This window comes from Psychrobacter sp. NG27, from assembly GCF_016106655.1.
Classification (GTDB): domain Bacteria; phylum Pseudomonadota; class Gammaproteobacteria; order Pseudomonadales; family Moraxellaceae; genus Psychrobacter.
Genome location: NZ_JADGIN010000001.1, coordinates 620438 through 646512, shown reverse-complemented (window position 1 = coordinate 646512; position 26075 = coordinate 620438). Strand labels below are relative to the sequence as shown.

The 26075-nt window shown below is 45.0% G+C and carries 18 protein-coding genes and 1 pseudogene; 6 read left to right on the top strand and 13 right to left on the bottom strand.

Annotation, left to right across the window (positions count from 1 at the left end):
• Positions 1-31: 31 nt before the first annotated feature.
• Complete coding sequence (locus IP485_RS02570; RefSeq protein WP_227686371.1) at positions 32-787, bottom strand: tetratricopeptide repeat protein; 756 nt, start codon at positions 785-787, stop codon at positions 32-34.
• A gap of 112 nt (positions 788-899) precedes the next feature.
• Entirely contained in the window at positions 900-3407 is a 2508-nt protein-coding gene (gene mrcB, locus IP485_RS02565; RefSeq protein WP_198325855.1) for a penicillin-binding protein 1B, read from the bottom strand.
• Between the two features lie 426 nt (positions 3408-3833).
• Here mrcB and IP485_RS02560 point away from each other — a divergent pair, with 426 nt between their 5' ends.
• On the top strand, positions 3834-6728 hold the full coding sequence (locus tag IP485_RS02560; protein ID WP_198325854.1) for a heavy metal translocating P-type ATPase: 2895 nt from the start codon (positions 3834-3836) through the stop codon (positions 6726-6728).
• A 139-nt stretch (positions 6729-6867) separates the two neighbouring features.
• Here the strand turns inward: IP485_RS02560 and IP485_RS02555 are convergent, their stop codons facing one another.
• Positions 6868-7590: a Bax inhibitor-1/YccA family membrane protein gene (locus IP485_RS02555; protein ID WP_197175449.1), complete on the bottom strand. Its 723-nt coding sequence runs from the start codon at positions 7588-7590 to the stop codon at positions 6868-6870.
• Between the two features lie 300 nt (positions 7591-7890).
• Here IP485_RS02555 and IP485_RS02550 point away from each other — a divergent pair, with 300 nt between their 5' ends.
• Together IP485_RS02550 and IP485_RS02545 are read left to right on the top strand one after the other, a co-directional pair.
• On the top strand, positions 7891-8895 hold the full coding sequence (locus IP485_RS02550) for an NAD(+) kinase (protein ID WP_197175451.1): 1005 nt from the start codon (positions 7891-7893) through the stop codon (positions 8893-8895).
• A 67-nt stretch (positions 8896-8962) separates the two neighbouring features.
• Positions 8963-9274: a YeaC family protein gene (locus IP485_RS02545; protein ID WP_198325853.1), complete on the top strand. Its 312-nt coding sequence runs from the start codon at positions 8963-8965 to the stop codon at positions 9272-9274.
• Positions 9275-9397: 123 nt separating this feature from the next.
• Here the strand turns inward: IP485_RS02545 and IP485_RS02540 are convergent, their stop codons facing one another.
• From IP485_RS02540 to IP485_RS02520, 5 genes and pseudogenes are all read right to left on the bottom strand, one after another.
• Positions 9398-9772 carry a HopJ type III effector protein gene (locus IP485_RS02540; protein WP_194362945.1) on the bottom strand — a complete coding sequence of 125 codons (375 nt, stop codon included), beginning with the start codon at positions 9770-9772 and terminating at the stop codon, positions 9398-9400.
• A 174-nt stretch (positions 9773-9946) separates the two neighbouring features.
• A pseudogene (csrA, locus tag IP485_RS02535) lies at positions 9947-10114 on the bottom strand (carbon storage regulator CsrA); the annotation flags it as partial.
• Between the two features lie 376 nt (positions 10115-10490).
• Positions 10491-11777: an aspartate kinase gene (locus IP485_RS02530; protein WP_198325852.1), complete on the bottom strand. Its 1287-nt coding sequence runs from the start codon at positions 11775-11777 to the stop codon at positions 10491-10493.
• A gap of 311 nt (positions 11778-12088) precedes the next feature.
• Complete coding sequence (alaS, locus tag IP485_RS02525; protein WP_198325851.1) at positions 12089-14767, bottom strand: alanine--tRNA ligase; 2679 nt, start codon at positions 14765-14767, stop codon at positions 12089-12091.
• 153 nt (positions 14768-14920) lie between these two features.
• Positions 14921-16618, bottom strand: coding sequence for a TIGR00341 family protein (locus IP485_RS02520; protein ID WP_227686370.1), 1698 nt, complete (start codon positions 16616-16618; stop codon positions 14921-14923).
• A gap of 275 nt (positions 16619-16893) precedes the next feature.
• On the opposite strand from IP485_RS02520, the gene IP485_RS02515 reads away from it, so the two are divergent.
• On the top strand, positions 16894-17106 hold the full coding sequence (locus tag IP485_RS02515) for a hypothetical protein (protein ID WP_198325849.1): 213 nt from the start codon (positions 16894-16896) through the stop codon (positions 17104-17106).
• 135 nt (positions 17107-17241) lie between these two features.
• Here IP485_RS02515 and IP485_RS02510 read toward each other — a convergent pair whose 3' ends face one another.
• On the bottom strand, positions 17242-18582 hold the full coding sequence (locus tag IP485_RS02510; protein ID WP_198325848.1) for a L,D-transpeptidase family protein: 1341 nt from the start codon (positions 18580-18582) through the stop codon (positions 17242-17244).
• A gap of 353 nt (positions 18583-18935) precedes the next feature.
• On the opposite strand from IP485_RS02510, the gene prmB reads away from it, so the two are divergent.
• Both prmB and aroC read left to right on the top strand, forming a co-directional pair.
• Positions 18936-20111, top strand: a complete 1176-nt coding sequence (gene prmB, locus IP485_RS02505; RefSeq protein ID WP_198325847.1) for a 50S ribosomal protein L3 N(5)-glutamine methyltransferase — start codon at positions 18936-18938, stop codon at positions 20109-20111.
• 71 nt (positions 20112-20182) lie between these two features.
• A complete protein-coding gene (gene aroC / locus IP485_RS02500; protein WP_198325846.1) occupies positions 20183-21286 on the top strand; it encodes a chorismate synthase in 1104 nt (367 codons plus the stop codon).
• A gap of 183 nt (positions 21287-21469) precedes the next feature.
• On the opposite strand, the gene IP485_RS02495 is transcribed toward aroC, so the two are convergent.
• The 4 genes from IP485_RS02495 to IP485_RS02480 form a co-directional block, all read right to left on the bottom strand.
• The gene (locus IP485_RS02495; RefSeq protein ID WP_198325845.1) at positions 21470-21670 is read right to left on the bottom strand and encodes a hypothetical protein; all 201 of its coding nucleotides are present in this window, start codon (positions 21668-21670) and stop codon (positions 21470-21472) included.
• Between the two features lie 113 nt (positions 21671-21783).
• Positions 21784-23502: a two-component system sensor histidine kinase CreC gene (gene creC / locus IP485_RS02490; RefSeq protein ID WP_198325844.1), complete on the bottom strand. Its 1719-nt coding sequence runs from the start codon at positions 23500-23502 to the stop codon at positions 21784-21786.
• Between the two features lie 78 nt (positions 23503-23580).
• Positions 23581-24363, bottom strand: coding sequence for a response regulator (locus IP485_RS02485; protein ID WP_198325843.1), 783 nt, complete (start codon positions 24361-24363; stop codon positions 23581-23583).
• A gap of 220 nt (positions 24364-24583) precedes the next feature.
• Positions 24584-25969: a glycerophosphodiester phosphodiesterase family protein gene (locus IP485_RS02480; protein WP_198325842.1), complete on the bottom strand. Its 1386-nt coding sequence runs from the start codon at positions 25967-25969 to the stop codon at positions 24584-24586.
• Positions 25970-26075: the final 106 nt, after the last annotated feature.

The window sequence follows — 26075 nt, the reverse complement described above, 5'->3', positions numbered from 1 at the left end:
AACGCCTTAGTGGGTTATAAGCCAGTGAGCATTAACGCAGGGCTTTTTTTGCCTCACTGACCACTCGTGAATTCCCCTGAGCTTGTCCTGATTGCAATATAATTTGCCAGAGCGCACGTCTGCGATTGGCATCTTGAGAGACACTAAGACCTCGCCTAGCCATTGCTTCTGCTTTACGAGGTTGGTTTTTTTTCAATGCCACTTGTGCCAAATAAAAATACACCGCAGACGATTTCGGTGCCAAGCGCTGTGCACGCGTAAAGCTGTTCTCAGCATTGGTCAATTGACCTGATTTTAGCTGACTGACACCCAATTGCATCAAATTGCGAAACGCTGGCAAATTACTGTTGTTGCTGGCCGCTTGTTGCGTGCGCTGCTGTGAGTTTCTGCGGGCGTGCTCTAGCAAGTCGCTGTGGGACGGCACAGAGGGCTCGGAGATTATATAGTCATTGCGAGAAGGTGCAACGACAATCTCCTCAGGTTGTGTGAATACAGGCGTAGGTGGCGCATAAACAGGCGTCTCTTGAGTCAGCGGATTCGATGGCTCGGACGAATCGGATGACTCGGGTGGATTATAGGGCTCGACTGGGTATTCATTCTCATCGTCAGATCTGACAATGGGTGCTTGAGTCACGGTGGTTGTCGAGGTCACTGGCGTCTGTGATGACACTGTTGGCTGAACAGGTGTTGTTTTCATTGGCGCCGATGTACTGGGCACCGTCTGACAAGCACTTAGGCTCAGCATACCAATAAGCGCGCTACCTGCCAGTACCGTATTGGCTGACATGAGTTTTTGCTGCCACCGAGTCATTGTCTGTTTTATTGAAACCCTGTGCTGTGAAGATGAGACCATGTTCAGACCCTTTTTAAACGTTAAAAGCTAAATATTACGTATCATATTAAAACCACTCAACAGCACGGTCATACCAAGTATCAGCACGGTCTTGACCTTCACCATCATTTTGCCCATTGCCGTCTTCTGAGCCATCAGCATCAACCGCTTCACCATTTGGAATATCTAAGCCTTCACGGCGACGCTGCTGATTGATAGAGCCTTGCTGGTTTTGAAATTGGGTTTGTTCACGGGCACGGTCTTGTTGATATAAGCTCATCGCACAGTCACTGGCTTCTTCTGGTAGATGTGCTGACATAACTGGCAAGTAGCGCGCGTTGGCACAGCGTTCGTTAGACAACTTACCTGAGTTGTTTTCTAACCACAACCACTCAATACCTTCAGGCTCTGGCAAGGCCACAGGGGTCAGTTTGAGGCGTTTCATATAATCAACCCACACTGGTAATGCCCCAGTACCACCGCTCAAACCAATAGGCTTGTTGTCATCACGGCCAACCCAAACGACGCTGACATAGTTGCCACTGTAGCCTGCAAACCACGCATCGCGGTAGTCATTGGTGGTGCCTGTTTTGCCTGCGAGGTTTAGATTGCTACCAAGCGATTGAGCACGTTTGGCAGTACCATTTGAGACCACTTGCTGTAGTGCATAGTTTGTCAAAAAATTGGTCTCAGGCGGAATGCTGCGCTGAGTGTTAAGGCCGGTACGCTGCAAGATGCGGCCGCGATCATCAATCACGGTGCGAATACTATGAATAGGCGTACGGAAACCACCAGTCGCAAAGACCTGATAAACACCAAGCATGTCCATTGGGCTAAGATTGACTGAACCTAATAATGCTGATGGATAAGGTGGGATTTTTTCTTTGACACCCATACGCTGTAGCTGTTTGGCAAACGTATCAACACCAAACTCCATGCCCAAGCGCACCGCCGCTTGGTTATAAGATTGTGACAGTGCCGAGGTAAAGGGCACATAGCCATGATCTCGGTTGTCGTAGTTTTTTGGGTTCCAATCGGTGCCATCTTTTAGATTGACTGTGATGGGCGAGTCATCTACTGAACTGGCCAAATTATAACGGCCACTCTCAAGGGCAGTCATATAAATAATAGGCTTCAATAGAGAGCCTACTTGGCGTTTTGCATCGACCGCTCGGTTGAATCCAGTAAATTCACTGCCACTACCCACCACTGAAACCAGCTCGCCAGTCTCTGGATTGGCACTGACCAACGCGCCTTGCAAATCTTTTGTTTTGCTACCACTACGGCGCAGCTCGCCGAGCTTTTGATCCACGGCCTTGTCTGCAGCCAACTGAGCGATAGGGTCTAAGGTACTGATAATGATCAAACCTTCGTTTTTGAGATCGTCAGAGTAATAGACGTCATTCAACTCACGTTTGACAATATCCAAAAAGTCAGGGAATTGGCTCTTGCCTTCAGCAGGCTTATCCACGATACCAAGCGGTTGTTTTAGAGCTTTGTCATAGTCCGCTTGGCTCAGTGAGCCCACACCTAGCATATTGTTCAATACCACATCGCGACGTGCTTTTGAATCATTGGGATTACGACGAGGGTTATAAATACTAGGGCCTTTTGCCATACCAACCAACATGGCTTGCTGGTCTAAGCGCAGCTCGTTGAGTGGTTTGTCAAAATAAAACTGTGATGCCAAACCAAACCCATTGATAGAGCGGTTGCCATTTTGACCCAAATAAATCTCGTTCAAATACGTTTGTAGGATTTCATCTTTACTATAATGCAGCTCGAGTAACACCGCCATGAGTGCTTCATTGGCTTTGCGTTTTAGCGTACGGTCTGAATTGAGATAAAAGTTTTTGATCAACTGCTGGGTGATGGTCGAGCCACCTTGTCTGGCACCACCAGTAAAGTTATTGATCACGGCACGTGCAATACCACGTACTGATATGCCTTTGTGCTCATAAAAATCTCGATCTTCGGTAGCAATGAGGGCGTCAATTAATGGCTGAGGCACATCATCTAACGACACCACCATGCGATCTTCGTTACTGTCTGGATAGATACCACCGATACTGACCGGCTCTAAGCGAATGATGCCACTTTTGGCAGGCAAGGTGCTTTGAATAGATTCGACTTTATTGCCAGCAATGGTCATCTTAATCACTTGCTCAGTGTCTTTGTCACTTGAGCTATAAGTGAAGCCGCGCGTATGAATAAAATACGTATTGCCCGATCTATGATACGTACCCGTACGATCATACGCTTTATTGCTTTGGTAATTGAGCAACTCAAGCCATGTCTTCATGGTGTCTCGATCGACATTAGCACCTTGATACAGTTCAAGCGGTTGAGAGTATACTTTCGCAGGAATGTCCCAACGCTTACCCTCAAACTTATGAGTAATAGTACGATCAAGCTTAACCAAATATAGTGCCAATAGCACCATACCTGCGATAATAACAATCAATAGAAGGCTACTAAACACCAAGCCGCGCTGCTGTGAGGGTAGCGTGTTTATAGCAGACCTAGGGGGCGGTGATATTTTGGTATTTGGTAACTTAGAATCGGATTTTTGCACGGATGTCGCACCATTTTTGGATAAAAAACTGCCTCATAATGACGCAAATTGACAAATTTTTCAATCTATCATCGTTAATGCAGGCATTAATTGGTTGCAGACTGTGAGCAATGATACAGCTCACAGCAGTTGCTTATAGTATAATCGCGATTAAAATACCGATAATTATCTTAAAGCACATGAAGCATTGATCACTTTCAATCGGGTAGATAAGCACCATCTAAGATAGCAATTTATGAGTGCGCTCATGATGTATTTTGTATGAATCCGCCGTTGCTGATTATTCATTATTATTAGCCCTCTGCTATTAGTCTTCTACTACTAACTCTGTGCATCTAGTAGTGGCATGCCAACGCTATTAAAACTGGCTATTTTGAATAAGTAAATGCATTTTGAGCAAGCCTGTCAAAGGAAGTAAGCGCGATTATGTCTAGTATTCCCTCATCCGTATCAGCTGTTGCCAATCATCCTTATGAAGACAATTCTATCATCGATGGCTTGGTGCTTCCTCTTGCCGATCACTGCTTTCACTGTGGTGACCCCGTACCTCAGCCACCGTTTCATGCTCAGATATTGGGCAAGTCGCGTGAGATGTGTTGTATGGGCTGTCAGTTGGCGGCCCAAAGCATTGTCGAGGCGGGTCTGGAGCAGTATTATCTTGATCGTTCGGAGATTAACCGCACGGCAAGCCTGCCAACCCAGCTGACACGCCTTGAGGTCTATGATCATGACGAGATAAAATCGCAATTCGTTTATGCGCAAGATGGGATGTCGGTGGCGGAGCTGTCAGTCAATAATTTACGCTGTGCGGCTTGTACTTGGCTGATTGAGTCGCGTCTCGATGAGCTAGAAGGTATTCGTAAATGTCAGGTGAATTTGACCAATCAGCGCATGCGAGTCATTTGGAATGAAGACAAATTGCCGATCAGTCGCATTTTAGCGGTCATCAATGAAATCGGTTATGAGGCCAAGCCTTATCGGCAGGACACTCACGAAGCCATGCTGGCACGTCATAACAATCAGATGCTGTTGCGACTTGGTATTGCCGCACTGGGTTCTATGCAGGCGATGATGTATGCCGTCGCGCTTTATTTTGGTGAATACAGCGACATGCTGATATTCCAGCGGGACTTTTTGCGTTGGGTCTCTTTATTTGTTAGTACGCCAGTATTTTTCTATGCAGGTGTGCCTTTCTTTACCTCAGCATGGTCGGCGATTCGCGCGCGTCAAGTCAATATGGATGTGCCTGTCAGTCTGGCTTTGATTATTACGTTCTTTGCCAGTCTCTATGCCACCATCACTGGGCAAGGGGAGACATACTATGACTCCGTCAGTATGTTTATTTTCTTTTTGTTGGCAGGGCGTTATATCGAGCATAATGCCCGTCTAAAAGCTGCCACTATGGCCAATGATTTGGTCGTGGTCGAGCCAGTCTTGGTTCAAAAAATCGCTGAAGACAAAGCCGCGGCAGCACGTATTTTACAACAGCTAAAAGACAATGAGTCTCAGCAAGGTGAGAGTGCTAAAAGTGACAATATGATAGGTGATACTGCTGCGATAAATGGTAATGCCATTGCACAGAGCAGTCATCTAGCGCTTGGTAACCATCAAGGTGCACCGAGTGCCACGGTAGAAACCATGCCTGACTTTATGAAGCAGATGGATGCCACTGTCCATCAGCTTACCGCACGTATCGCTAAAGACTGGCAGCTCTCACGCAACCACCAGGCTACGCCATCCCAGCGAAAGGACGCGGTAAGCTCAAGGCAAATGGTGACCGCACATAGCTTGCAAGTGGGTGATATTATTTTGGTTGAGGCAGGCTCAGAGATTATCAGTGATGGGATTTTGCTGAGTCCGACTGCTACTGTGTCACAAAGCCTGCTCACCGGTGAAGGTGATTTAATCATTAAATCTCAAGGGGATTATGTCGTCGGCGGTGCACAAAATGACAGTCAGCCGTTTGAGATGCTAGTCACAGCATTACCAAAAGACAGTCAAATCGGTTTGATTGATAGACTAATGAACCGTGCCATGAGCGAAAAACCCAAACTGGCGCAGCAAGCGGATAAGCTGGCGCGTTGGTTTGTCGCACGTATTCTAGTGTTGTCCGTCTTGGTATTTGTCGGCTGGTATATCATTGATCCAAGCCAAGCCATTTGGGCCACCGTTGCAGTCCTAGTCGCCACTTGTCCTTGTGCATTGTCATTGGCCACGCCGATTGCCTTGACGGTCTCGACCAATCGTTTGGCAAGCTATGGGTTTTTGACCACTCGTGGGCATACGCTACAGACACTAGCCGAAATCACTCACGTCGCCTTTGATAAGACAGGCACGCTGACTTATGGCAAGCCAAATTTATTAAATATCGAGTTGGTAGAGCAGGTAGGCGATAACAAGTCTGACGGTTCAGTATTAGAGATGCAGCCTGCCCAAAAAGACAGGCTATTAGCCATCGCTGCGGCTCTAGAAGTAGGGAGCCGTCATCCCATTGCCCATGCGCTATTGACCGCTGCTTATCAATTGCATCTGCCCCAAACGCAAGCATTGCAGCATTATCCAGCAGGCGGCGTAGAGGCAATGATTGATGGTGCCAGATACCGTATCGGTCACAAAGACTTTGCGTTAGATAAAACCAGTGACAGTGCTGATCATAGTATCAATACAAATAATGATTTGACCATCGACTTGGTGGCACAGCGAGCGAGTTCTGCGGTGGTCCTCTCTCATAAAGCTGCTGATATCGTTACTGATGCGAATGAATGGCAGGCGCTGGCATGCTTTTATTTTAATGACAAGGTGCGTGATAGTGCCCAGTCTATGCTAGATACGCTCAAAGGGCTAGGTATTGAGTCTGTGATGCTGACTGGAGATCCTAGCCCGCAAGCACTGGTAATGGCTGAGCGTCTAGGCATACAGTCGGCCTATAATGGTCTATCGCCAACTGACAAGGTCAACCATATTCAGCAATTGCAAGCCAATGGTGCGGTTGTACTGATGGTTGGTGATGGCATCAATGATGCGCCAGTATTGGCAGCGGCCGATGTCTCTACCTCGATTGCAGGCGCTGCCGATTTGGCCCAAGTATCGAGTGATAGCATAATTTTAAATGGTCAAATCGAAGCCATCACTGCTGCCAAACGTATCTCTGATAAAACAGAGCGTATCATTAAACAAAACTTCCGCTGGGCACTGGCTTACAACAGTATCGTGCTGATACCCGCTGCGTTGGGGTATGTCCCGCCATGGCTTGCTGCGATAGGTATGTCACTCAGCTCGCTGTTTGTCGTATTAAATGCATTGCGTCTAAAACGCGCTTAGAAATTGAATTTACGACATCGGTACATTCTAAGTATGGGCGAGTATTACGGAGCATCGTGCACAAAAAAACCGCCTCAGCTGTTTATATAGTTGAAGGCGGTTTTTTCTATACAGAGTTACTGTTGGACAGTTGATTCAATTAGTCTTGTAGATAACTCAAGAGACGCATAAATTCAATGTACATCCAAACTAAGGTCGCAAGAATACCAATGCTGAACAGCCATTCGTAGTCTTCTGAGATACCCATTGCTACACCGCGATCGATATTATCAAAATCTAATAGCAGCGTAAAAGACGCGATAACAATCACAAATAGACTGAAGCCAATAGCGATAGCGCCGCCTTCAAATAAGAATGGTAACGTTGAGCCAAACGCTAGTGAAAGTACCCACTGTGCTACGTAAACTAGCATAATCGCAATAACCGCTGAGGTTACAATAGAGCGGAACTTTTCAGTGACTTTAACCAGACCTGAGCGATATAAACCTAGCATGACTGCAGCAGTCACAAAGGTCGCACACATCGCCGTTACTGGTACAGTTGGGTACATTCTCATGAAGAACAATGAGATACCGCCCAAAAAGATACCTTCTAGCAATGCATAAGGCACGGCCAATGTCTTCGCTTTTTGCGGCTTAAAGGTGATAAACAAAGCAAGCACAAAGGCAGCAATCATACTACCAAAGGCTGCCATCGTAATGAAACCTTGCGACAAACCAGCCATAAGCGCATAAAAGAAAAAGCCCACACCAGTAATAGCAGATAAACCAAGTAACAGACTGGTCTTTTGAATCACACCTTTGACCGTCATTGGAGTACCGCCGATCGCAAGCTCTGCGCGACTGACAATAGGGTTGGCCATACATAAGTCCTTAATAATAAAATATAAAAATAGAATGTCAGTTACTTTAGCAAAACTGCCATTATTGTCAACTGTGTTTGCGTGACTACTAGCAGGGTTTTGCAGCGCCCTAATACGGATTATTCACGAACGTACAAAAATCTAAAAGTAAGAAGATAATCCTGTCTAAAGTAAGGGGTTGATTACTCTAAGATGGGGGCGGTTACGACAGTTAACAACGATAATTCACAAACATGCTAGTCTAAGCGAGCATTTATCGCTATCATTGCTCTGTACTTCACCGTTATACCGAGTCGTTTTATGGAAAACTCAGCGCAGTCAGCAAGATTGCCACACTTAGATGAATCAGAGCTATTCCACGCTATCAAAAACCCTGCTTTTAGGCGTATTGGCCTAATGGGCCGCGCTGGTAAACGCAGCGTCACCAAAAGCTTGGTGCAGATTGCCCAAACCATCAATGATATGAATCTCACATTGATAATGGACGTACAGACCGCTCATCTGCCAACGCTAAACCTTAACGAGATCGAAAGAGTCAAAATCGTTAAGCGCGCTTTGATTGGAGAGATTTGTGATTTGGTCATCGTGGTGGGCGGCGATGGGTCGATATTACATGCCGCTGAGGCATTGGCGCGCTACCGTGTACCCGTATTGGGTGTCAACCGTGGCCGCTTAGGGTTTTTGGCAGATGTCAAACCTAACGAAGCGGCTTTTAAGCTGCGTCAAGTATTGATGGGAAACTATCAGCTGGATCATCGATTTTTGCTCACGATGGAGATACGAGAAGGGCGCAATATCATTCATGAAGACATGGCGCTCAATGACATCGTATTGCATGCTGGAAAATCTGTACACATGATCGATTTTCAGATGAAAATTGATGGACACGATGTTTATAGACAACACAGCGATGGCTTGATAGCTGCCACACCGACTGGCTCTACCGCTTATGCCTTGTCTGGCGGTGGTCCTATTATTCATCCCAGTATGGATGCTATTTGTTTGGTGCCTATGCATCCGCATACCTTGTCTAGCCGTCCGATTGTGGTCAGTGGTAATAGCGAGGTCTGTATTCGCATTCACGAAGACAATCGCACGCAGCCAATGGTCAGCGCCGATGGCAAACCAAGCGTACCGCTTGAACAAGAGCAGCGGCTATATATTCGTAAGCATCCTGACAAGCTCACTTTATTGCATCCACCCGGATTTGATTTTTATGAGGCGTGTCGTACAAAGTTGCACTGGAACGTACATGCCGAAGAATTCAGTCTTGATATCGATGATGATATGATGGACGATGAATAAGTGTGCCCGTTATATAAACACATTATATTGAATATGTTATAAAAAATAGTTGTGGAGAGTAGGTACGATGGACAAACAAACGATACTAGAGAGTCTGACGCCTGAAGTGGTTGATAAGTTTCGTATGGCAATTGAGCTAGGCAAATGGCCTGATGGTCGTAAGATCACCGCTGAACAGCGCGAAACCTGTATGCAAGCGGTGATGGTATGGGAGCATGAGCATCTAGTGCCTGCTGAACGTACGGGTTACATTCATAAGCCAGTGAAAGACAATGGCTCTGTCGTTGGGGCTGAATGTGATGTCGAACATGAGCATCATTATCCCAATATGCCCAATCCTAAAGGGGCTGTGCAACCGGTGAAGTTTCGCGACAAATAAGCCACCCTAGAACAAGCCGTTCTTAAATAAGTTACGTATAAAAAAGCCACGCTGATTAGCGTGGCTTTTTTATACGTAACTAGAGGATTTACTGTATAGATAATTTTTTCAATTCACAATTGATCAAAGTGCAGTCGTATCAACACTAGGGCGAACGGTTAGCGGATTTTTTTGCATCAAAAACCCTTGCCAGCCCCAATGTAAAAAATTGCGAATATTGGCATGATCAGTACCCTTTGGGGTTGCTTGAACCTTGGCGTAGTGCTCACCAAACAGTTTTAGTGTGTCCAATTGGTTCAGGCCATGGTGCTTAGCAAAACCGAAAACTTTTGCGCTACCTTCGTTTTCACCAGCGGCATTATGTACCATACCATTGACAAAAGGCGCAGGTGCATAGCGATAAAAATCATCGATAAAGCTGATGACATCATTGAATCCAATGGCTTTTTTGTTCAAACCATTAAGTAATGCCGATACATCTGATTGGCGGATACTCATAAATAAATGACCTCAGAGCAGATTAAAAACAATACAATGCTTATGTATGCTCAGTTGTGATTGATAATTACGTATTGACGCATTCGTTACTATTAACTAGCGATTAAAGTAATCTTCGTCATCGAAAGAAGGCGAAAAGTTGCCTTGCTCAAGATGCTGCATTTGCGACTGTACTGAACGCTCATGCTGAATACGTTGATAAATCTCTTCGCGATGTACAGCAATATCTTTAGGTGCATTCACACCGATACGTACTTGATTGCCTTTGACACCTAACACAGTCACACTTACTTCATCGCCAATCATTAGCGTTTCGCCCACACGGCGTGTCAAAATTAACATGCGTCACACTCCTTATGTCGCATCAACAAATTATTACTCATTAGCTCACTTCTCAATTGCAGGACATTACCGTCATACTCAACATCTCATATATCAATGACTATAACGTTTGATAATCATGGCAGGCGATGTCGTATTAATAACGGCAATGATAGGTAGATTCATTTAGCCCAAATGAAAGCCCCATTATAGGGGGCATAACAGATACTGTCACGGTTTTTCACAAAACTATTAGAGAATTACTAACCCTAATTATTATAAAAAACAAAATAGGATCTAAAAAAGATCCTATTTTTTTACGTACTATTCAAAGTTATGAATAGTGGCCATGCAAATTAGCATCACGGCTAACACTGTCTTTTAATGATCTTGTGTATTATAGCCCAGCGATTTTACTTTCACCGTCTTCACGATCTAGGCCAAATGCGGTGTGCAATGACTTAACGGCTTTTTCTAAGTGTTGGTCTTGAATTAAGACAGACACTTTAATTTCGCTGGTCGATATCATTTGAATATTGATGTTGTTTTCAGCCAATGTCTGGAACATGAGGCTAGCAACCCCTGCGTGTGAACGCATACCAACACCGACCAATGAGACTTTGACCACTTCACTGTTGCCTGAGATCTCTTTGGCACCAATCTCATTTTTGACTTCTTCATTCAATACTTTCAACGTCTTGTCTAAGTCAGAGCGGTTGACAGTGAAAGTAAAGTCGGTGGTGCCGTTATCCGAAAGATTCTGCACGATCATATCGATTTCGATATTGGCGCGGCCAATGGGGCTTAGGATAGCAGAGGCAATACCAGGATGATCAGGTACACCGCGTACTAAGATTTTTGCTTCGTCTCTATTGAACGCGATGCCTGAGATGATTGCCTGTTCCATATTGTCTCCTTCGTCTATCGTAATTAGGGTGCCCACGTTGTCTTGAAACTCTTGGTCAAAGCTGCCGTCAGTGTTTTCATCAAAGCTTGAGAGTACACGTAGTGGCACGCCGTATTTGCCCGCGAATTCTACTGAGCGAATCTGTAGGATTTTAGAGCCCAGACTTGCCATCTCAAGCATTTCTTCAAACGTAATCTTTTCAAGCTTTTTGGCTTTTGAGGTCACACGAGGGTCAGTGGTATAAACGCCATCAACGTCGGTATAAATCTGACATTCATCAGCACCCAGTGCCGCTGCAATGGCAACGCCTGTGGTATCCGAACCGCCGCGCCCTAATGTGGTCGCATTGCCTTCGTCATCGATACCTTGAAAGCCTGCGACGATGACAATATTGCCAGCATCTAACTGCTCGCGTATGTTTTTATCATCGATGCTTTCGATACGGGCTTTATTGTGGGCATTGTCCGTTTTAATTGCGACTTGACGACCAGTCATTGAACGGGCACCAATACCAAGCTCTTTAATCGCCATAGCGAGTAACGAGATAGACACTTGCTCACCCGTTGAGACCATTTGATCATATTCACGCGGGTCAGGCTGTGTGCTAATTTGGCGTGCTAGGTCAATCAAACGGTTGGTTTCGCCGCTCATGGCAGAGACCACAACGACTATTTGATGGCCATTGTCGTGCCAGCGTTTGACTCGTTTGGCGACGTTTTTGATGCGGTCGATACTGCCCATCGAGGTGCCGCCATATTTCTGTACTATTAACGCCATAAAAATCTACCTATTATTCATTAATGACCTTTTATTATCATTGATGAGGGTCAATGTGATACTCGTCAATGCTAGTATAGATAAAGCCAGATTATAAGAGTTACGCCCTATGTTTTTCATTCATCTAACAGTAGCTGTTTTAGAGGTAGTGAATGAGTAATATGTCCAAACGTTGACCTTTATACCATATCTACATCGTAACTTTAAGCCTTAGCGTCACTTAGATGTATGGCAATTGGTTATAGTGGTTATAACCAATCGCGTGTTCTGTGTGCAGTAGACCAGAGTGATGCTCTGTGTCCATGTGTTTTTTAGGACTGGCTAAGTTGGGTTTCAATCCAAGCAGGTAGGGCGCTCACAACCGCGCTCGTGTTGGCCGCTTTTGGTGCGCCGCCTTGTGCATAATCTGGCTTACCGCCACCTTTACCGCCCAGCTCACCTGCCAAATGACGAATGATATCGCCTGCTTTGACTTTGGCCGTAACAGATTTTGCGACGCTCGCTGCTAGTGCCAGCTGATCATCTTTATCACCAATCAATACAATGACGCTATCAGGCAGTTTAGATTTGATGTCATCCATTAGTGTACGGATTGACTTACCATCGACACCGCTTAACATGCTGATCAGCACTGGCGTACCTGCAATCGTTTGCACATCATCGAGTAAGTTGGCCGCTTGGGCACTGGCAATTTTCTGCTGCAAACGCTCTAGTTGTTTTTCTAGGTCGCGCTGCTTATCTGCCATGGTACGGACACGCTGAGCAACTTCAGGACGTTTGACCTTAAGCTGACTGGCAAGCTCGCTCAATTGCTGTTCGCTTTGCTGAATATTTTTGACCGCATTCATACCTGTGACGGCTTCGATACGGCGGATACCAGCCGCAATACCTGATTCGCTAGTGATTTTTAGTACACCGATATCGCCAGTGCGCTGTACATGCAAACCGCCGCATAGCTCGATAGAGAAAGGCTTGCGTTGACCGTCTACGATGCTATCTGTACCCATAGTAAGCACGCGAACGTCAGTGCCGTACTTTTCACCAAACAGCGCCATCGCGCCTTGGTTCATGGCTTCATCAATCGACATGTTTTCGATACGGGCAGGGGTGTTGGCTTGAATTTGCTCGTTGACGAGACGTTCGATACGGCTGATTTCAGCAGTACTAACGGGCTTGTCATAAGAGAAATCAAAACGCAATACTTCGCTTGAGACTAGTGATCCTTTTTGCGTGACCGCGTCGCCCAATACTTCTCTGAGCGCTGCGTGTAATAGGTGAGTGGCTGAGTGGTTTTTGGCACTGGCTGCACGGATGCTTGAGAGCACTTGCGCATCTGCTGTTTGTTTGGTCGTAATCTCGCCCATGGTGACAACACCGTGATGGATAATCGCTTGACCAGATTTTTTGGTGTCTTGGACTTCAAAGACGCCAGATGCAGTACGAATCTCGCCAAGCTCACCGACTTGACCACCACCTTCAGCATAGAAAGGCGTGCGATCGATTACCACGACACCTTCCATGCCTTCACTCAAGTGCTCTGCTGGATTGCCGTCTTGATAAAGCGCTTCAACCGTCACGCCATTTTCTTCAAGCTGTTCGTAACCGATGAATATCGTTGGTGTTTCTACTTGGATCACACTGCTGTAATCAACGTCGAATTTACCCGCATCACGCGCACGCTCACGTTGCGCTTGCATATGCTCATCGAACTCAGCTTCATCAATCACAATACCGCGCTCACGAGTGATATCAGCGGTCAAATCAAGCGGGAAACCATAAGTATCGTACAGTTTAAACGCCGCTTCACCAGAGAGCGTATCACCATCTTGCAAGCCTTCAAGTTCAGTGGCTAATAGTCGCAAACCTTGCGCTAGTGTCTTGGCAAACTGAGTTTCTTCTTTTTGAATGGAATTTTCGATGACGCTTTGCTTGTCTTTTAGATCAGGATAGGCACTGCCCATTTCAGCGACGAGCGGTGCGACCATTTTGTAAAAGAAATCACTATCAGCACCCAGCTTGTTACCATGACGTACGGCACGGCGAATGACGCGGCGCAGTACATAGCCACGTCCTTCATTGCTTGGCGTGACGCCATCAGCAATCAAAAACGACACGGCACGGATATGATCGGCAATGACTTTTAATGATGATTGCTGTTCATTACTGATCTCTAAAATCTCAGCCGCCGCATCCATCAGATGAGTGAACAAATCAATCTCATAATTGCCATGCACGCCTTGCATGATGGCACTAATACGCTCAAGACCCATACCCGTATCGACACTTGGGGCAGGTAGCGGCAATAGCGTGCCGTCTTTTTGACGATTGAACTGCATGAATACACAGTTCCAAATCTCAATAAAGCGATCGCCGTCTTCTTCAGGAGTACCTGGCAAGCCGCCTTCGATGTCGGCACCGTGGTCATAAAAAACTTCGGTACAAGGACCGCAAGGACCGGTGTCACCCATCGTCCAAAAGTTGTCTGATGCGTAAGGCGCACCTTTATTGTCACCAATGCGAATGATGCGCTCACTTGGAATGCCGATGTTCTTATTCCAAATCTCAAAGGCTTCGTCATCGGTTTCATAGATGGTGACATAGAGACGATCTTTATCAATCGCTAGCCAATTATCTGAGGTCAAAAACTCCCAAATATACTCGATACCTGATTGCTTGAAATAATCACCAAACGAAAAATTACCCAGCATCTCGAAAAACGTATGATGACGGGCGGTATAGCCGACATTGTCTAGATCGTTGTGTTTGCCGCCAGCACGGACGCACTTCTGTGACGTCACAGCACGGGTATAGTCACGTGGATCCATACCCAAAAAAGTTTCTTTGAACTGATTCATACCGGCATTGGTAAATAGCAATGTCGGATCGTTATGAGGAATCAAGCTAGACGATGAAACTTGGGTGTGCTGCTTGCTTATGAAAAAATCGATAAAGGCTTGACGAATATCGGCTGAGCGAAATGGCTGGCTCACAGCGGCTCCTTACTGACGGATAGAATTGAGTAGATGACATAAAATAATTTTGCAAGCGATTTTAGCACAAACGCCCAAGCTCTTGGTACAAGAGTTACATCTGCTGAGTGATTCTTCAAATGCAGCCATCGCTCATGTCACAAATTATAGAGGCTAATTGGTTAAGATTGCCGCATCAGTTTTATCAAGCTTGTCTGTTACCAACGGATTGGATTCTATTACTTGTACGGGTAAGTAACGCAGTTGTAGCTTGATGGGCAAATAATCAGGGAAGTTATCAGCCATATCTTGAGTAATAATGGTTTCTATTTTGCGGACATCTTCTGAGGTGGGTAAGGTTTCACCGCGAATGACCGCCCGTACCACTTGATTGTCGTCGAGCGTGTCGAACTGGGTATTGGTCAATACATTGCCTCGACCAATAAAGTAGCTATTGATCGTTTCTTTGACGCTACTCTCAAATACTTGTTGCTTGGCATTGGTTTGTAAATTAATGGTTAAGTAAGCACCTAGCGCGCCCAATAGTAATAAAGTCACGGCGTTACGCTGCAAAAAAGTCAGATAGGTATTTGATTTATAGTCGTCATCGACCAAACGTCGAAACCCTAGCAGCCAAAGCACTAGGGCATTGGTAAATTGAATGGCAATGATGTTGGTCACTGCCAATAAGAGCGCACCCAACCCAAGCTGCATCTCTCCATTGGCAAATAAAATACCACTGGCGGCAAGTGGTGGCACCAAAGCAGTCGCAACAGCAACACCGACGACAGCCACTGATAGATGCGGGGATACCATCGCATAAGCACCAGCTGTACCACCAGCTAAGGCAATCATCAGATCCATAGAGGTGGGCTGGGTGCGTGATAATATCTCTGCTGTTAGCGGTTGATCCTTATGTAGCCAACCAACAATAAAACCGACCAACACCACCAGTGAGACACCAGCAATGACAGTAATCAGCGACTTTCGCAATAGCGGCATCCGGTGGTCAATGATAGCCAGCGCTACGCCAGTAATGGGGCCTAACATCATGGCAACCAGCATGGCGCCAATGACGACTGCTGCTGAATTGGTCACTAGTCCATAGCTGGCAATGATGGCAGACAGAATGTTCATGATGAAGTACATCTTGCTAGGCAGCGCATTCGCCTCAATCCTAACCCTTACCTCTGGATAATCTACCTTTTGATTGCTAAATTGTTCGGCGACAAATTGCTTATAAGATTCAAGCTTGTCCTCTTTTTCTTTTTGTCCCTCTTCTTCATCACTATCTTGTGCTTTGTCCGATTCAGTATCGGTATCTTGGCCACTATCCTGTGAGACGTTAGATTTATTCTGATGATTATCATTAGATTTAATGTTAGTTTTAGGCTTACCTGCTATCTTCTTATCTGTTGATTGCATAGCAGCATTTTGGCTGTCAGTTGCGGGCTCACTTTCAGCTTCTACAGTTACCTCAGCATTAGCATTAGCATCCTCTTGTGAGGTGTGCTCTGCTGCCTCTGAAATGTCAGCATCTGGCTGAAAAAAGTCTGACCCTTGCTCTGATTTTGAGACCGATGCAGATTCTTCGTCGCTCGATTGTATTTCAGGCTCTGGTTCAGATGACTCTAGTGTCACGACGACCACGTCCTCACTAATTGACTCCATCTTTATCTCGGCTTCAGGAGCTTTGGCATCTGCGGTCGATTCATCTGCGTCTTGATGAGTATCTGATTTCTCAGTATTGTCTGCTGCATCATCTGCTATTGAGCCATCCAAGGTATCTTTCTGACGTGAGTGCGTCATAGTGATTGACGATTCGTTCTCAGGTATTGAGTCAGTCTTATTTGGTTTTTCAGATGAGGTCATAACAGATAGCATTCTTAATAGACAAAGAAAGTCATTATTGTAATGATAAACAGATAAAAATATAGGAGATTTTTAAGAAAAATAGGAAAGCATTGTAAGAAAACAAGCGAAAAAACGAGCGTTTTTTTGACTAAGTATAAAACCTTAATAATAGCATGGTTTTTGATATAAAGTCTTCCGTTATAACTGGTACAAGGGTTCACGGTAAACACTTACTTTTTTTGTGGAATTAAGGTTAAATATGTTATATCCACAATAAATATAAGGAATAACTTATGAACTGGCCGCTATTTTCTGTTATCTACTCAATGGCAGTAACCGTTACGATTGGGCTTTTTATGATTGGTGCATTAGTTACAGGGTTTGATGAGATATTTCATATTCAAATAGCAGTAGGACTGGGTATTTTGGCATCGATACCTGCAGGGCTATTCTTTACCAAAAAAATCGGCAGTATTACTGGAAACGAAGAAGGCTATAAAACATAAAATCGGATAGGGTCTGTTTGATATTCAAACATTAGGGCTGTTGATCGACGTAAATTGACATGGCTTATTAGCAAAGAAAAAGACCTCAATATTGAGGTCTTTTTTGTCATTGCTAATTAGAGTCGTGAACCAGCGTTATTGAAGTTCGACAACCGCGCCGTTTTCAACATTGGCGTAAACCTCTAGTACATCCCAGTTGGTCAAACGTACACAACCTGCTGAGCCTTGGCGGCTTATACCTTCAGGTACTGGTGAGCCATGTAAACCATAAGAAGGTTTTGACAGTCCCATCCAAACAACACCTACTGGATTATTTGGTCCTGGTGCGATCATATGGACTTTCTTTTGAGCGCCTTCGCCGACGGTCGATTTATACCAAGGCATTTTCACTTTATTGATGATCTTAAAAGTGCCCTTTGGTGATGGTGTAGCAGCACTACCGACAGTGGTCGGGTAGGTAGCAACCAGCTTGTCACCGTTGTACGCATATAATGTTTGGTCTGCTTTATTAGCGACGATACGGTTGATACGTTGGTTAAGCTCACCGCGGTTGTTCAATACGGTGATCGTTTCACCGACTTTGTACTCTTTGTTCTTGTTGAGTTTGTCTAAGTAGCGTACGTCCATGTGAAAACGTTCGCCGAGCATCTCTTTGATGTCTTGATAATACAAACCTTTCATTTTCGATTTGGCTTCTGAACCAGAAGGGGTGGTCGCAAAGTTGGTATTAAGGTCTTCTTTGGTTAAGGTATAAGTAACTAATACGGGCTTATTAGCAGGAATGTTTTTAATCAAAGCACTCCATGTTTTTTGATCCATTTTACCCGTTGCTGGCAAGCCTTTCATGGTTTGGAAGTTGACAAGGGCTTTTTTACTGTTCATACCCCAACCACCATCGATAGGGCCAGGAGACGCATGATTCCAATCAAGTAACGCCTGCATCTTGATAGTCATTGCAGAATTGACTTTCATGCTGGGTGACCAGACAGCACTATTCACTTGCTTGGCATAGTTTGATAAGTTAAGTGTGGTGTGTCTTTTACCATCTTTGTCTTCGATGTTTTTGATGGTAGGGTCATCACTAAAATCTTGACGTTTTTCGTTTTCAGGTAATTCAAAAGCAAGTGGGTCAGATGAGTTGATAGATGAGAGGTCGCTTGGGGCAGCAACCGCTTGACCTTCACTTTCATCGTCATTACGGTCAGCTTGCTCATCCTTACGTGTCAATTCTGCGGCACTCATATTATCTGCCGCTGGTGCCTCTTTTGAATCGATTAGCTGAGTCATACTGTCAGTCGCGCCGCGGCTGTCTAATGAGCTGCTGCGATTTTCTTGTAAGTTCAGGCTAACTTTTTTGGCAAGCGAATCAACTGTACGAACTGGCAATGTGCGAGTCGTATCAGCAGTGGCGGCAATGGCACTAACGCTAACAGCAGCGATAGATATAGCAGTAATAATAGGCTTTATTTTCATCATGTTGGATCACTTGTGGTTGCTACTAATGCGGCTATTATGCGCATAATTTAATAGGTTCGCAAACTTTTGACACATGTTTTTGTATTTAAGACTCATCAAACGTCAACTGCTGACGTATTCGCTACAGTCCGGTAATATTTTGACAGCGATATGTATGGCATTGTGCTCGATTCTTACGCAAATCGCTGATGAGTTCCTTGCTTTTATTCAAGTAAAAACGACAGTGATTGGCGCAACTTAGTGTTTACGTCTATAATGTATGATTAGATTTTTACTAAATCAATCGATTTTTGCAAAAAGTAATTTAACCCATCAGCATGTAATCCGCTAGCATGAAATCAACAAGGTGCGATATGTCAGAAGACCAAACAATGAGTGCAGAAGAGTTTCAAAATCAATACTTCGATGACAATGAGTCTGAGGGCTTAGAAGGTGAGATGACGTATGATTTAGAGACAGGACTCCTAGGTGAAGACGATCAGTTTGCCAACTTATCTGCAGAGTTAGAAGAGGCGCGCGAGCAGCTGGTGAGTATTCGTGACTTCATCCGTTTTTCGGTTACGCAGCTGCGTAATTACGATGTGGTCGTGGCACAAGGCACCACGGACGAGTTTGCAGAAGCCGCTGCCATTGTTTTGCATTCTCTATCGCTTGATTGGTCAGCCAATGAGCAGATTTTGGATTGCCGTTTAACAAACACAGAAAAGTTGTCAATACTGAGCTTACTCGAAGAGCGCATCGCTGAACGTAAGCCACTGAGCTATTTGATTAACTTATCGTATTTCTGTGATTTGCCATTTTATGTCGATGAGCGTGTATTGATTCCTCGCTCACCCATTGCAGAGCTGATTCGTCAGCAGTTCCACCCGTACTTTGATGTGACTGAGTTGGCAAAGCCTCTGGGTACTAGTCCTAATGAGCAGTCAGCCGTGTTTTATAACCATGGTCTAGACATCAAGCAGTTGTCACAGCCTGAGCGTATTTTAGATATGTGTACGGGCTCTGGCTGTATCGCCATTGCACTTGCGACTCGTTTTGTTGATGCATTGGTCGATGCGGTCGATATCGATAAAGGTGCATTAGAAGTAGCCATGGTCAACGTTGATCATCATGATCTTGGTCATCAGGTCAATGTGATTGAATCAGATCTTTTTGCAAAGATACCAGCTGAAAACCAGTATGAGCTTATTGTGACCAATCCGCCATACGTCGATGCGGCCATCATGGCAGATTTGCCACCTGAGTTTTTATATGAGCCTGAACATGCACTAGCTGCTGGCCAAGACGGTCTTGATTTGGTACACCGTATCTTGTTTGCAGCGCCAGATTATTTGAGCCCAGAAGGCTTGCTGGTCTGCGAAGTGGGTGACAGCGAATGGGCATTAAATCAAGCGTATCCTGATATTCAATTTGATTGGTTGAAGTTTGCCCATGGCGGACATGGGGTGTTTGCGATCACTTATGATGAGTTAGTATCACATCGTCAGTTGTTTGCCTCTTATGTTCAGCTGTTAGACAGCATTCAATAGCCAAGCATGAATATCGACAGTCACCAATAATTGAGTAGTCATCAGTAGCGTTTACTTGTTTAAGGACAGTTATGGCAGGCAATAGTATAGGGCAGGTTTTCACGGTCACCACTTGCGGTGAGTCGCATGGTGCAGGTCTTATGGCCATCGTCGATGGCGTTCCACCGGGTTTGGTGTTATCTGCAGAAGATTTGCAGGTAGATTTGGATCGCCGCAAGCCTGGGTCTTCTAAGTACTCAACCCAGCGCCGCGAGTCTGATGAAGTCGAGATTATCTCTGGTGTGTTCGAAGGTAAAACGACGGGTACATCGATTGGTTTGTTGATTCGTAATACCAATCAAAAATCAAAAGATTACAGTGATATCAAAGACACTTTTCGTCCGGGTCATGCCGATTATACGTATAGCATGAAGTATGGCTTTCGTGATTATCGTGGCGGCGGACGTTCATCAGCACGTGAGACTGCCATGCGAGTAGCGGCTGGTGCTATTGCGAAGAAGTACTTGCAAGAGCGACTGGGCGTGCAAATCCGTGGTCATGTTACCCAAATTGGTACTGAGTATAGCAATGTACTAGACCCTAGCCAAACCGATTGGGATTTTGTAAACAGCAACCCGTTTTTTTGTGCAGACAAAGAAGCCGTTGGTCGTTTTGAAACCTTGATTGATAATTTGCGCCGTGAAGGTACGAGCTGCGGTGCACGTCTTGAAGTAATCGCAAGTGGTGTACCTGTTGGACTTGGCGAGCCAGTATTTGATCGTCTGGATGCCGATATCGCTCATGCGATGATGAGTATCAATGCGGTCAAAGGTGTTGAGATCGGTGATGGTATGGCTGTGGCTGGGCAGTTTGGGCATAGTGCTCGTGATGAGCTGACGCCAAATGGTTTTGCGGCCAATCATGCGGGCGGTGTGCTGGGCGGTATCTCATCCGGGCAAGACATCCGTGTCAGTATTGCGCTCAAACCAACGTCTAGTATTACCACCGCTGGCAAGAGCATCAATACGCAAGGGGAAGCCGTCGACATGCTGACCAAAGGTCGTCATGATCCTTGTGTTGGTGTACGTGCGACACCCATTGCAGAAGCGATGCTAGCAATTGTATTACTTGATCACTATTTGCGTCATCGTGGCCAAAATGCAGATGTGAAACCGCCAGTACAGTCTATTACATAGCTTTAGTGTTAGTAGAAACACTTGCACCAGTACCAGTACCAGTATTTTTATCGTAATGTGATTGAAAAAGCCCTGCGCTGGCTCTAATGATTTCTGATTAGAGTTAGAACAGGGCTTTTTCATGAATGCTTATAAACTTCTTAAATTGGTGGGTTACTATCTGATGTAAAGTTGAATAAGTGCTTAAGCCGCTATTTGATAAGCATCAATAGCCACACACTGCTGATGGCGAAAAACCAATAATAAACACTGACTGGGAATGGCAAGCCAATGCCCAAAATCGGTACTGTCGATGCTTTGATTCGATAATACCTGAAGGCAGTGCTGACGATTATGACCCATGAGACTGTTGATGACAGGATATTCGACTGATAAATGTGGCATAAAATGGCTCCTAATGCGTGTTACGACTGTGAATGACGCTATCGTAAAACAAACAAATAGAAAACATGTGTAGCCATGATGGAAAGTTGATGAACTGTCACTATTTTTTATTCTCAAGCCAAAGGCAAGGTGAGGCTAACCATGACACCAGAATGCAGGTCTTCGGTATTAGCCTGATGACGGGCATCAATATTAGCGATAGTGACAGAACCACCATGATGTTCAATCACTTGCTTGACCAGTGTCAAACCGAGGCCAGTGCCTTTTTTGGGTGTGTTATTCGCATGATTGAGTTTTGCTGATTCAGTGGCGTGATACGCAGTTTGGCTTTGATGAGACAAACTAAAATAACGCTCAAACGCTTTATCGATGGCATAGTCTGGCAAGAGCTTACCGTCATTAAATATGTCAATGGTGACCATCTGTGCGGTACTGTGCAAAGCTATATAGATAGTGCTCACAGCGAAATGAATGGCATTGTCTAATACATTCTGTAATACCTGTATCAACCAAAATTGATCCGCAAACACGCTCGTAGACGCTAAGACATCTGCTGGTAAGTTCATAGTATCAGTTATTTGTTTGTCATTAATATAGATATTGATAGGCTTTAGATTTTGCTGCTGCTGTTTGGCAGAATTGTCCTTGATAAGGCTCTGTAGTAATGGCAGTAAAGACGTTAGCTGCCGATTAAGCTTGAAAGTTGGTTGTTCGACTTTGGCAAGTAATAGCAGGCGGTCGATAAGCTGCTGCATTTTGATGCTTTGCTCACCCACAGTCTCGATAAGCATCTGCCGATCGTCATGATCTAATATATGACCATCTAACCCATCATCCTCTAATAACTCACTGCTGGCACGTATCGCGGTAAGCGGGCTTTTTAGCTCATGGGTTAAGGTATGAACATAATCGGTGACATAAGCTCGATTTTCCAATCGATGCTTCATGGTTTCAATCGTGTCGGTCAGGCTATTGAGCTCATGACCTAGATAGAAGTAGGGCTTTTTGGTGTCCTCAGCCAGTGCGCTGGTGTATTGGGTCACCAACGTAATGCTTTGCTTAAGCCACCACGCAACCAGTCCCGCCAGTATCAGGGCAGCAATACTGATCAGTAGCGCGGTGATGAGCATACGATTGCGCGTGTCATCTAAATAGGGCAGCACGCTAGCGACAGGCTTGCCCACACTGACCACACCAATGATATCACCAGCATTGTCTTTTATTGGCTGTGCCACATACATGACTGAGCCATCACGCTGCTGATAGTCTCGCAGCGTGCTTCTAGCACCATATTGGCCTTTTAGTGTCAGATAGACATCATTCCAGCGCCCATAGTATCGACCTTCACTGCTCTCTGACTTGGGTAAGGAGTCATAAATGACCACGCCTTTGCTGTCTGTCACATATATCCGAAAGCTACTATAGCTTTTAGTTTGATTGACATCTCCTATTGATTCGTCCATCGCTGGCACGCCAATAAATGCGGCATCAAGTTGCGCTTGATAAGCCTCATCATATATCTGCCCAGTAGAGAGCGGTATTTGCAAGCTAGCGGCTAACAGTTTACTGGTATCTAATAAGGTGTCCTCGATGACCTGTTGCGCGGTCGGCTTGACGTAGCCAAATAACTGAGTAAACACCACCACACCACAAATAATCAATACCAAGGCGACGGCCAGCCAAATCCTGAAAAATATACTCAAATTCAGCAGTTTTTTGCGTTTGGGTGTCTGCTGCGTAGTGCCAATAGGATGCAGCTTAGCGTACCAATTGCTATGGTGATTCTGAGTGTCATTACCAGCACTGCTGTTGGCCTTGGCTTTATGATTCATAGGTATAGAACCGCAATAGAGCGTATGAGTGCTGATAGGGCATAATCATATAAAAAGGCGTATGCCAAAAATAGCTAATTAGGCAGGACATAAGGCATAGCCCAGACCGCGATGCGTATGAATCACCTCCATACGCTCATCAATCACTGCCAACTGCTTACGAATGGACTTAATGTGGCTGTCTATCGTTCTTGCCAATCGATGATCGGGATAGTCACTGACCGCATTGAGCAGTTGCTCGCGACTGAATACTTGATTGGGCGCTTGTAATAAGGTCAATAGGATTTTGCGCTCGGTATTACTCAGCTCCAGCTTTTGCTCTTGCCATCTCAGTGAGTAATTGAGCGGCTGATAATGCCAAATGCCCGATTGGTTTTCAAAGGTTAATGCTTGCCCTAACATAGCGTTGTTAGACTGATTGGCAGTCATATTGTCTGCGCTTGCAGTAGTTATGACCGCCTGCTGCGACAATAATTGCTCGCGTCGCCAAATGGCTTTTAATCGGGCGACCAACTCTCGCGGGCTAAAGGGTTTGGCACAATAGTCATCACCGCCCATCTCCAATCCTAAAATGCGATCGACCTCATCACTACGAGCGGTCAAAAATACAATAGGGATGTCTTTTAGCGCTTTGATATCAGGTGTATGACGTATTTGTTGGCATAAGCTCAAGCCGTCACCATCGGGCAAGCCGACGTCCAAGATAATGGCCGATAATGTTTGTGCTGCCTCAGTATGCAGCATCGGTAGCACACTACTGGCATTGTCTAGCCAAGTAATTTGCCAGCCTTCACGCTTGCAAGTGACCTTGAGCGACATAGCAATAGCGGGGTCGTCTTCTACCAGTAAAATATGAGTCATGGCGATATACTTATGTAAAAAGTGCGTGCAAATTAAGTTTGTTAAATTATCGTAGCACAAAAGCATCGAACCATTATGTGGTAGCGGGTGAAAACCCATGAAAAATTGATGGAAAAACAGGAGCGTGATTAAGTTTGCAGTACAAAAAAAGCCAACCAAGTTGCGACTCAGTTGACCTTTTGGTTATTAGCAGGCGCTATTTATAAATGTTCAATAAGGTCTAGCTCAAACCTTTACAGTTGGCATAGTACGTAACGGTCGCAGGCCAATCAGAAAAAATACCTTTTACACCAACGTCTTGTGCCAGCACATCGATATAAGTCATCATATCACCATCATTATTAATGGCTTTGCCTAAGTCAGTATAATACCAGTCGCCACCTGCTGCTAACGGCCCTGAGCGTTCAATTGACCAAGCAATAATGTCTAAATTAAGCGCTTTGGCTTGTTTGGCATAAGCGGACGGTATCATTTTACCTGTCATGTCAGTGGTCACTAGTATCCAAAGTGGCGGTGCAATGGTTTTAATGCCACGTGCTTTGATATTAGTGAGTGAGTGCTTCCAAGTAGATGGGTCATTTTTATCAAAGGTTTTGCCAGTGGCGGTCTCATTGCTATCGTCAATCAAGTAAATGGCATTGGCACCAAAAGCAGGCTCCTTTTTAATCCAGTAATCCACATCTTCAATATTAAATGACTGCGCGAACACATCACTGGCAGCCACGCCTGCGTCTTTGTAAGTGTCAATCAACTGCTGACGATAAGCATCTACGCTATAGCCGTTAAATGGCATAGTAACGGCTGGTGCTTTTAGCTCTGGCGTGTGCTTCATGCCAAGGCTTTGGGCAAGCTTAATATGTTCTTTTAGCGTGAGCACTTGGCCATTTTGTGAATATAAATCAGTTCGCCATGCAGCGGTTGCATTCATATAATCATTGAGATTGGTGGCTGTTTTATCCGCAGCATCCATTTTTCCTGTGAGGGTCTTAAATTCACTTGCGCTAATGTCTGATGTGCGACATTCAATACTGTCAGCATTGGTCAGTACACCGTTGGCGTCGATAATTGGCGGTACGGTACACTGTTTGGCTAGCGGGGTAGCCAGAATATTAGTAGTGGTATGCAGGTCGTCTTGCGCATGGCGGCAGACCAGCTCTCCGTCATTGGTAAAAGCTACATCGCACTCTAAGATACCTGCGCCCATTTGTGCTGAGGCAACATAGCTATCATAAGTGTGTTCAGGTAATTGCAGCGGTGCACCGCGATGCGCGATAGAAAAGTTGGTTTTGCTAGGCGTTTGCGCACTACAAGCCATTAGTTCGTCTTTTAATGGTCCTGCATCCATGTCATTGACCAAGTAGAATGGCCGCACACCATAGGTAGAGGCTTGAGGCTTAGCAGGCAAGTTTTTTGATAACTGTTTTATTGATGGCTTAATGGTTTGATTGGATGTTTGAGTCAATGTGGTATTTCGTATATCGTCTGCTGCCATTGATAGAGTGCAAGTGGTTCCTAGTGCTATGACTATACTGACTGTCTTAACGGTTTTAAATGGCGTTTTTTTGAGTTGATTGAGCCTAGCCACTGAATTATCTAATATTGTCATGTAAACTGTCCCTACAAAAAGTGAAAATAATAAGTACAACATTGCGGTCATTGATTCATCCTTTAAGTTACCCGATAATATTTAAAAGATGATGACAGGCAAGTAA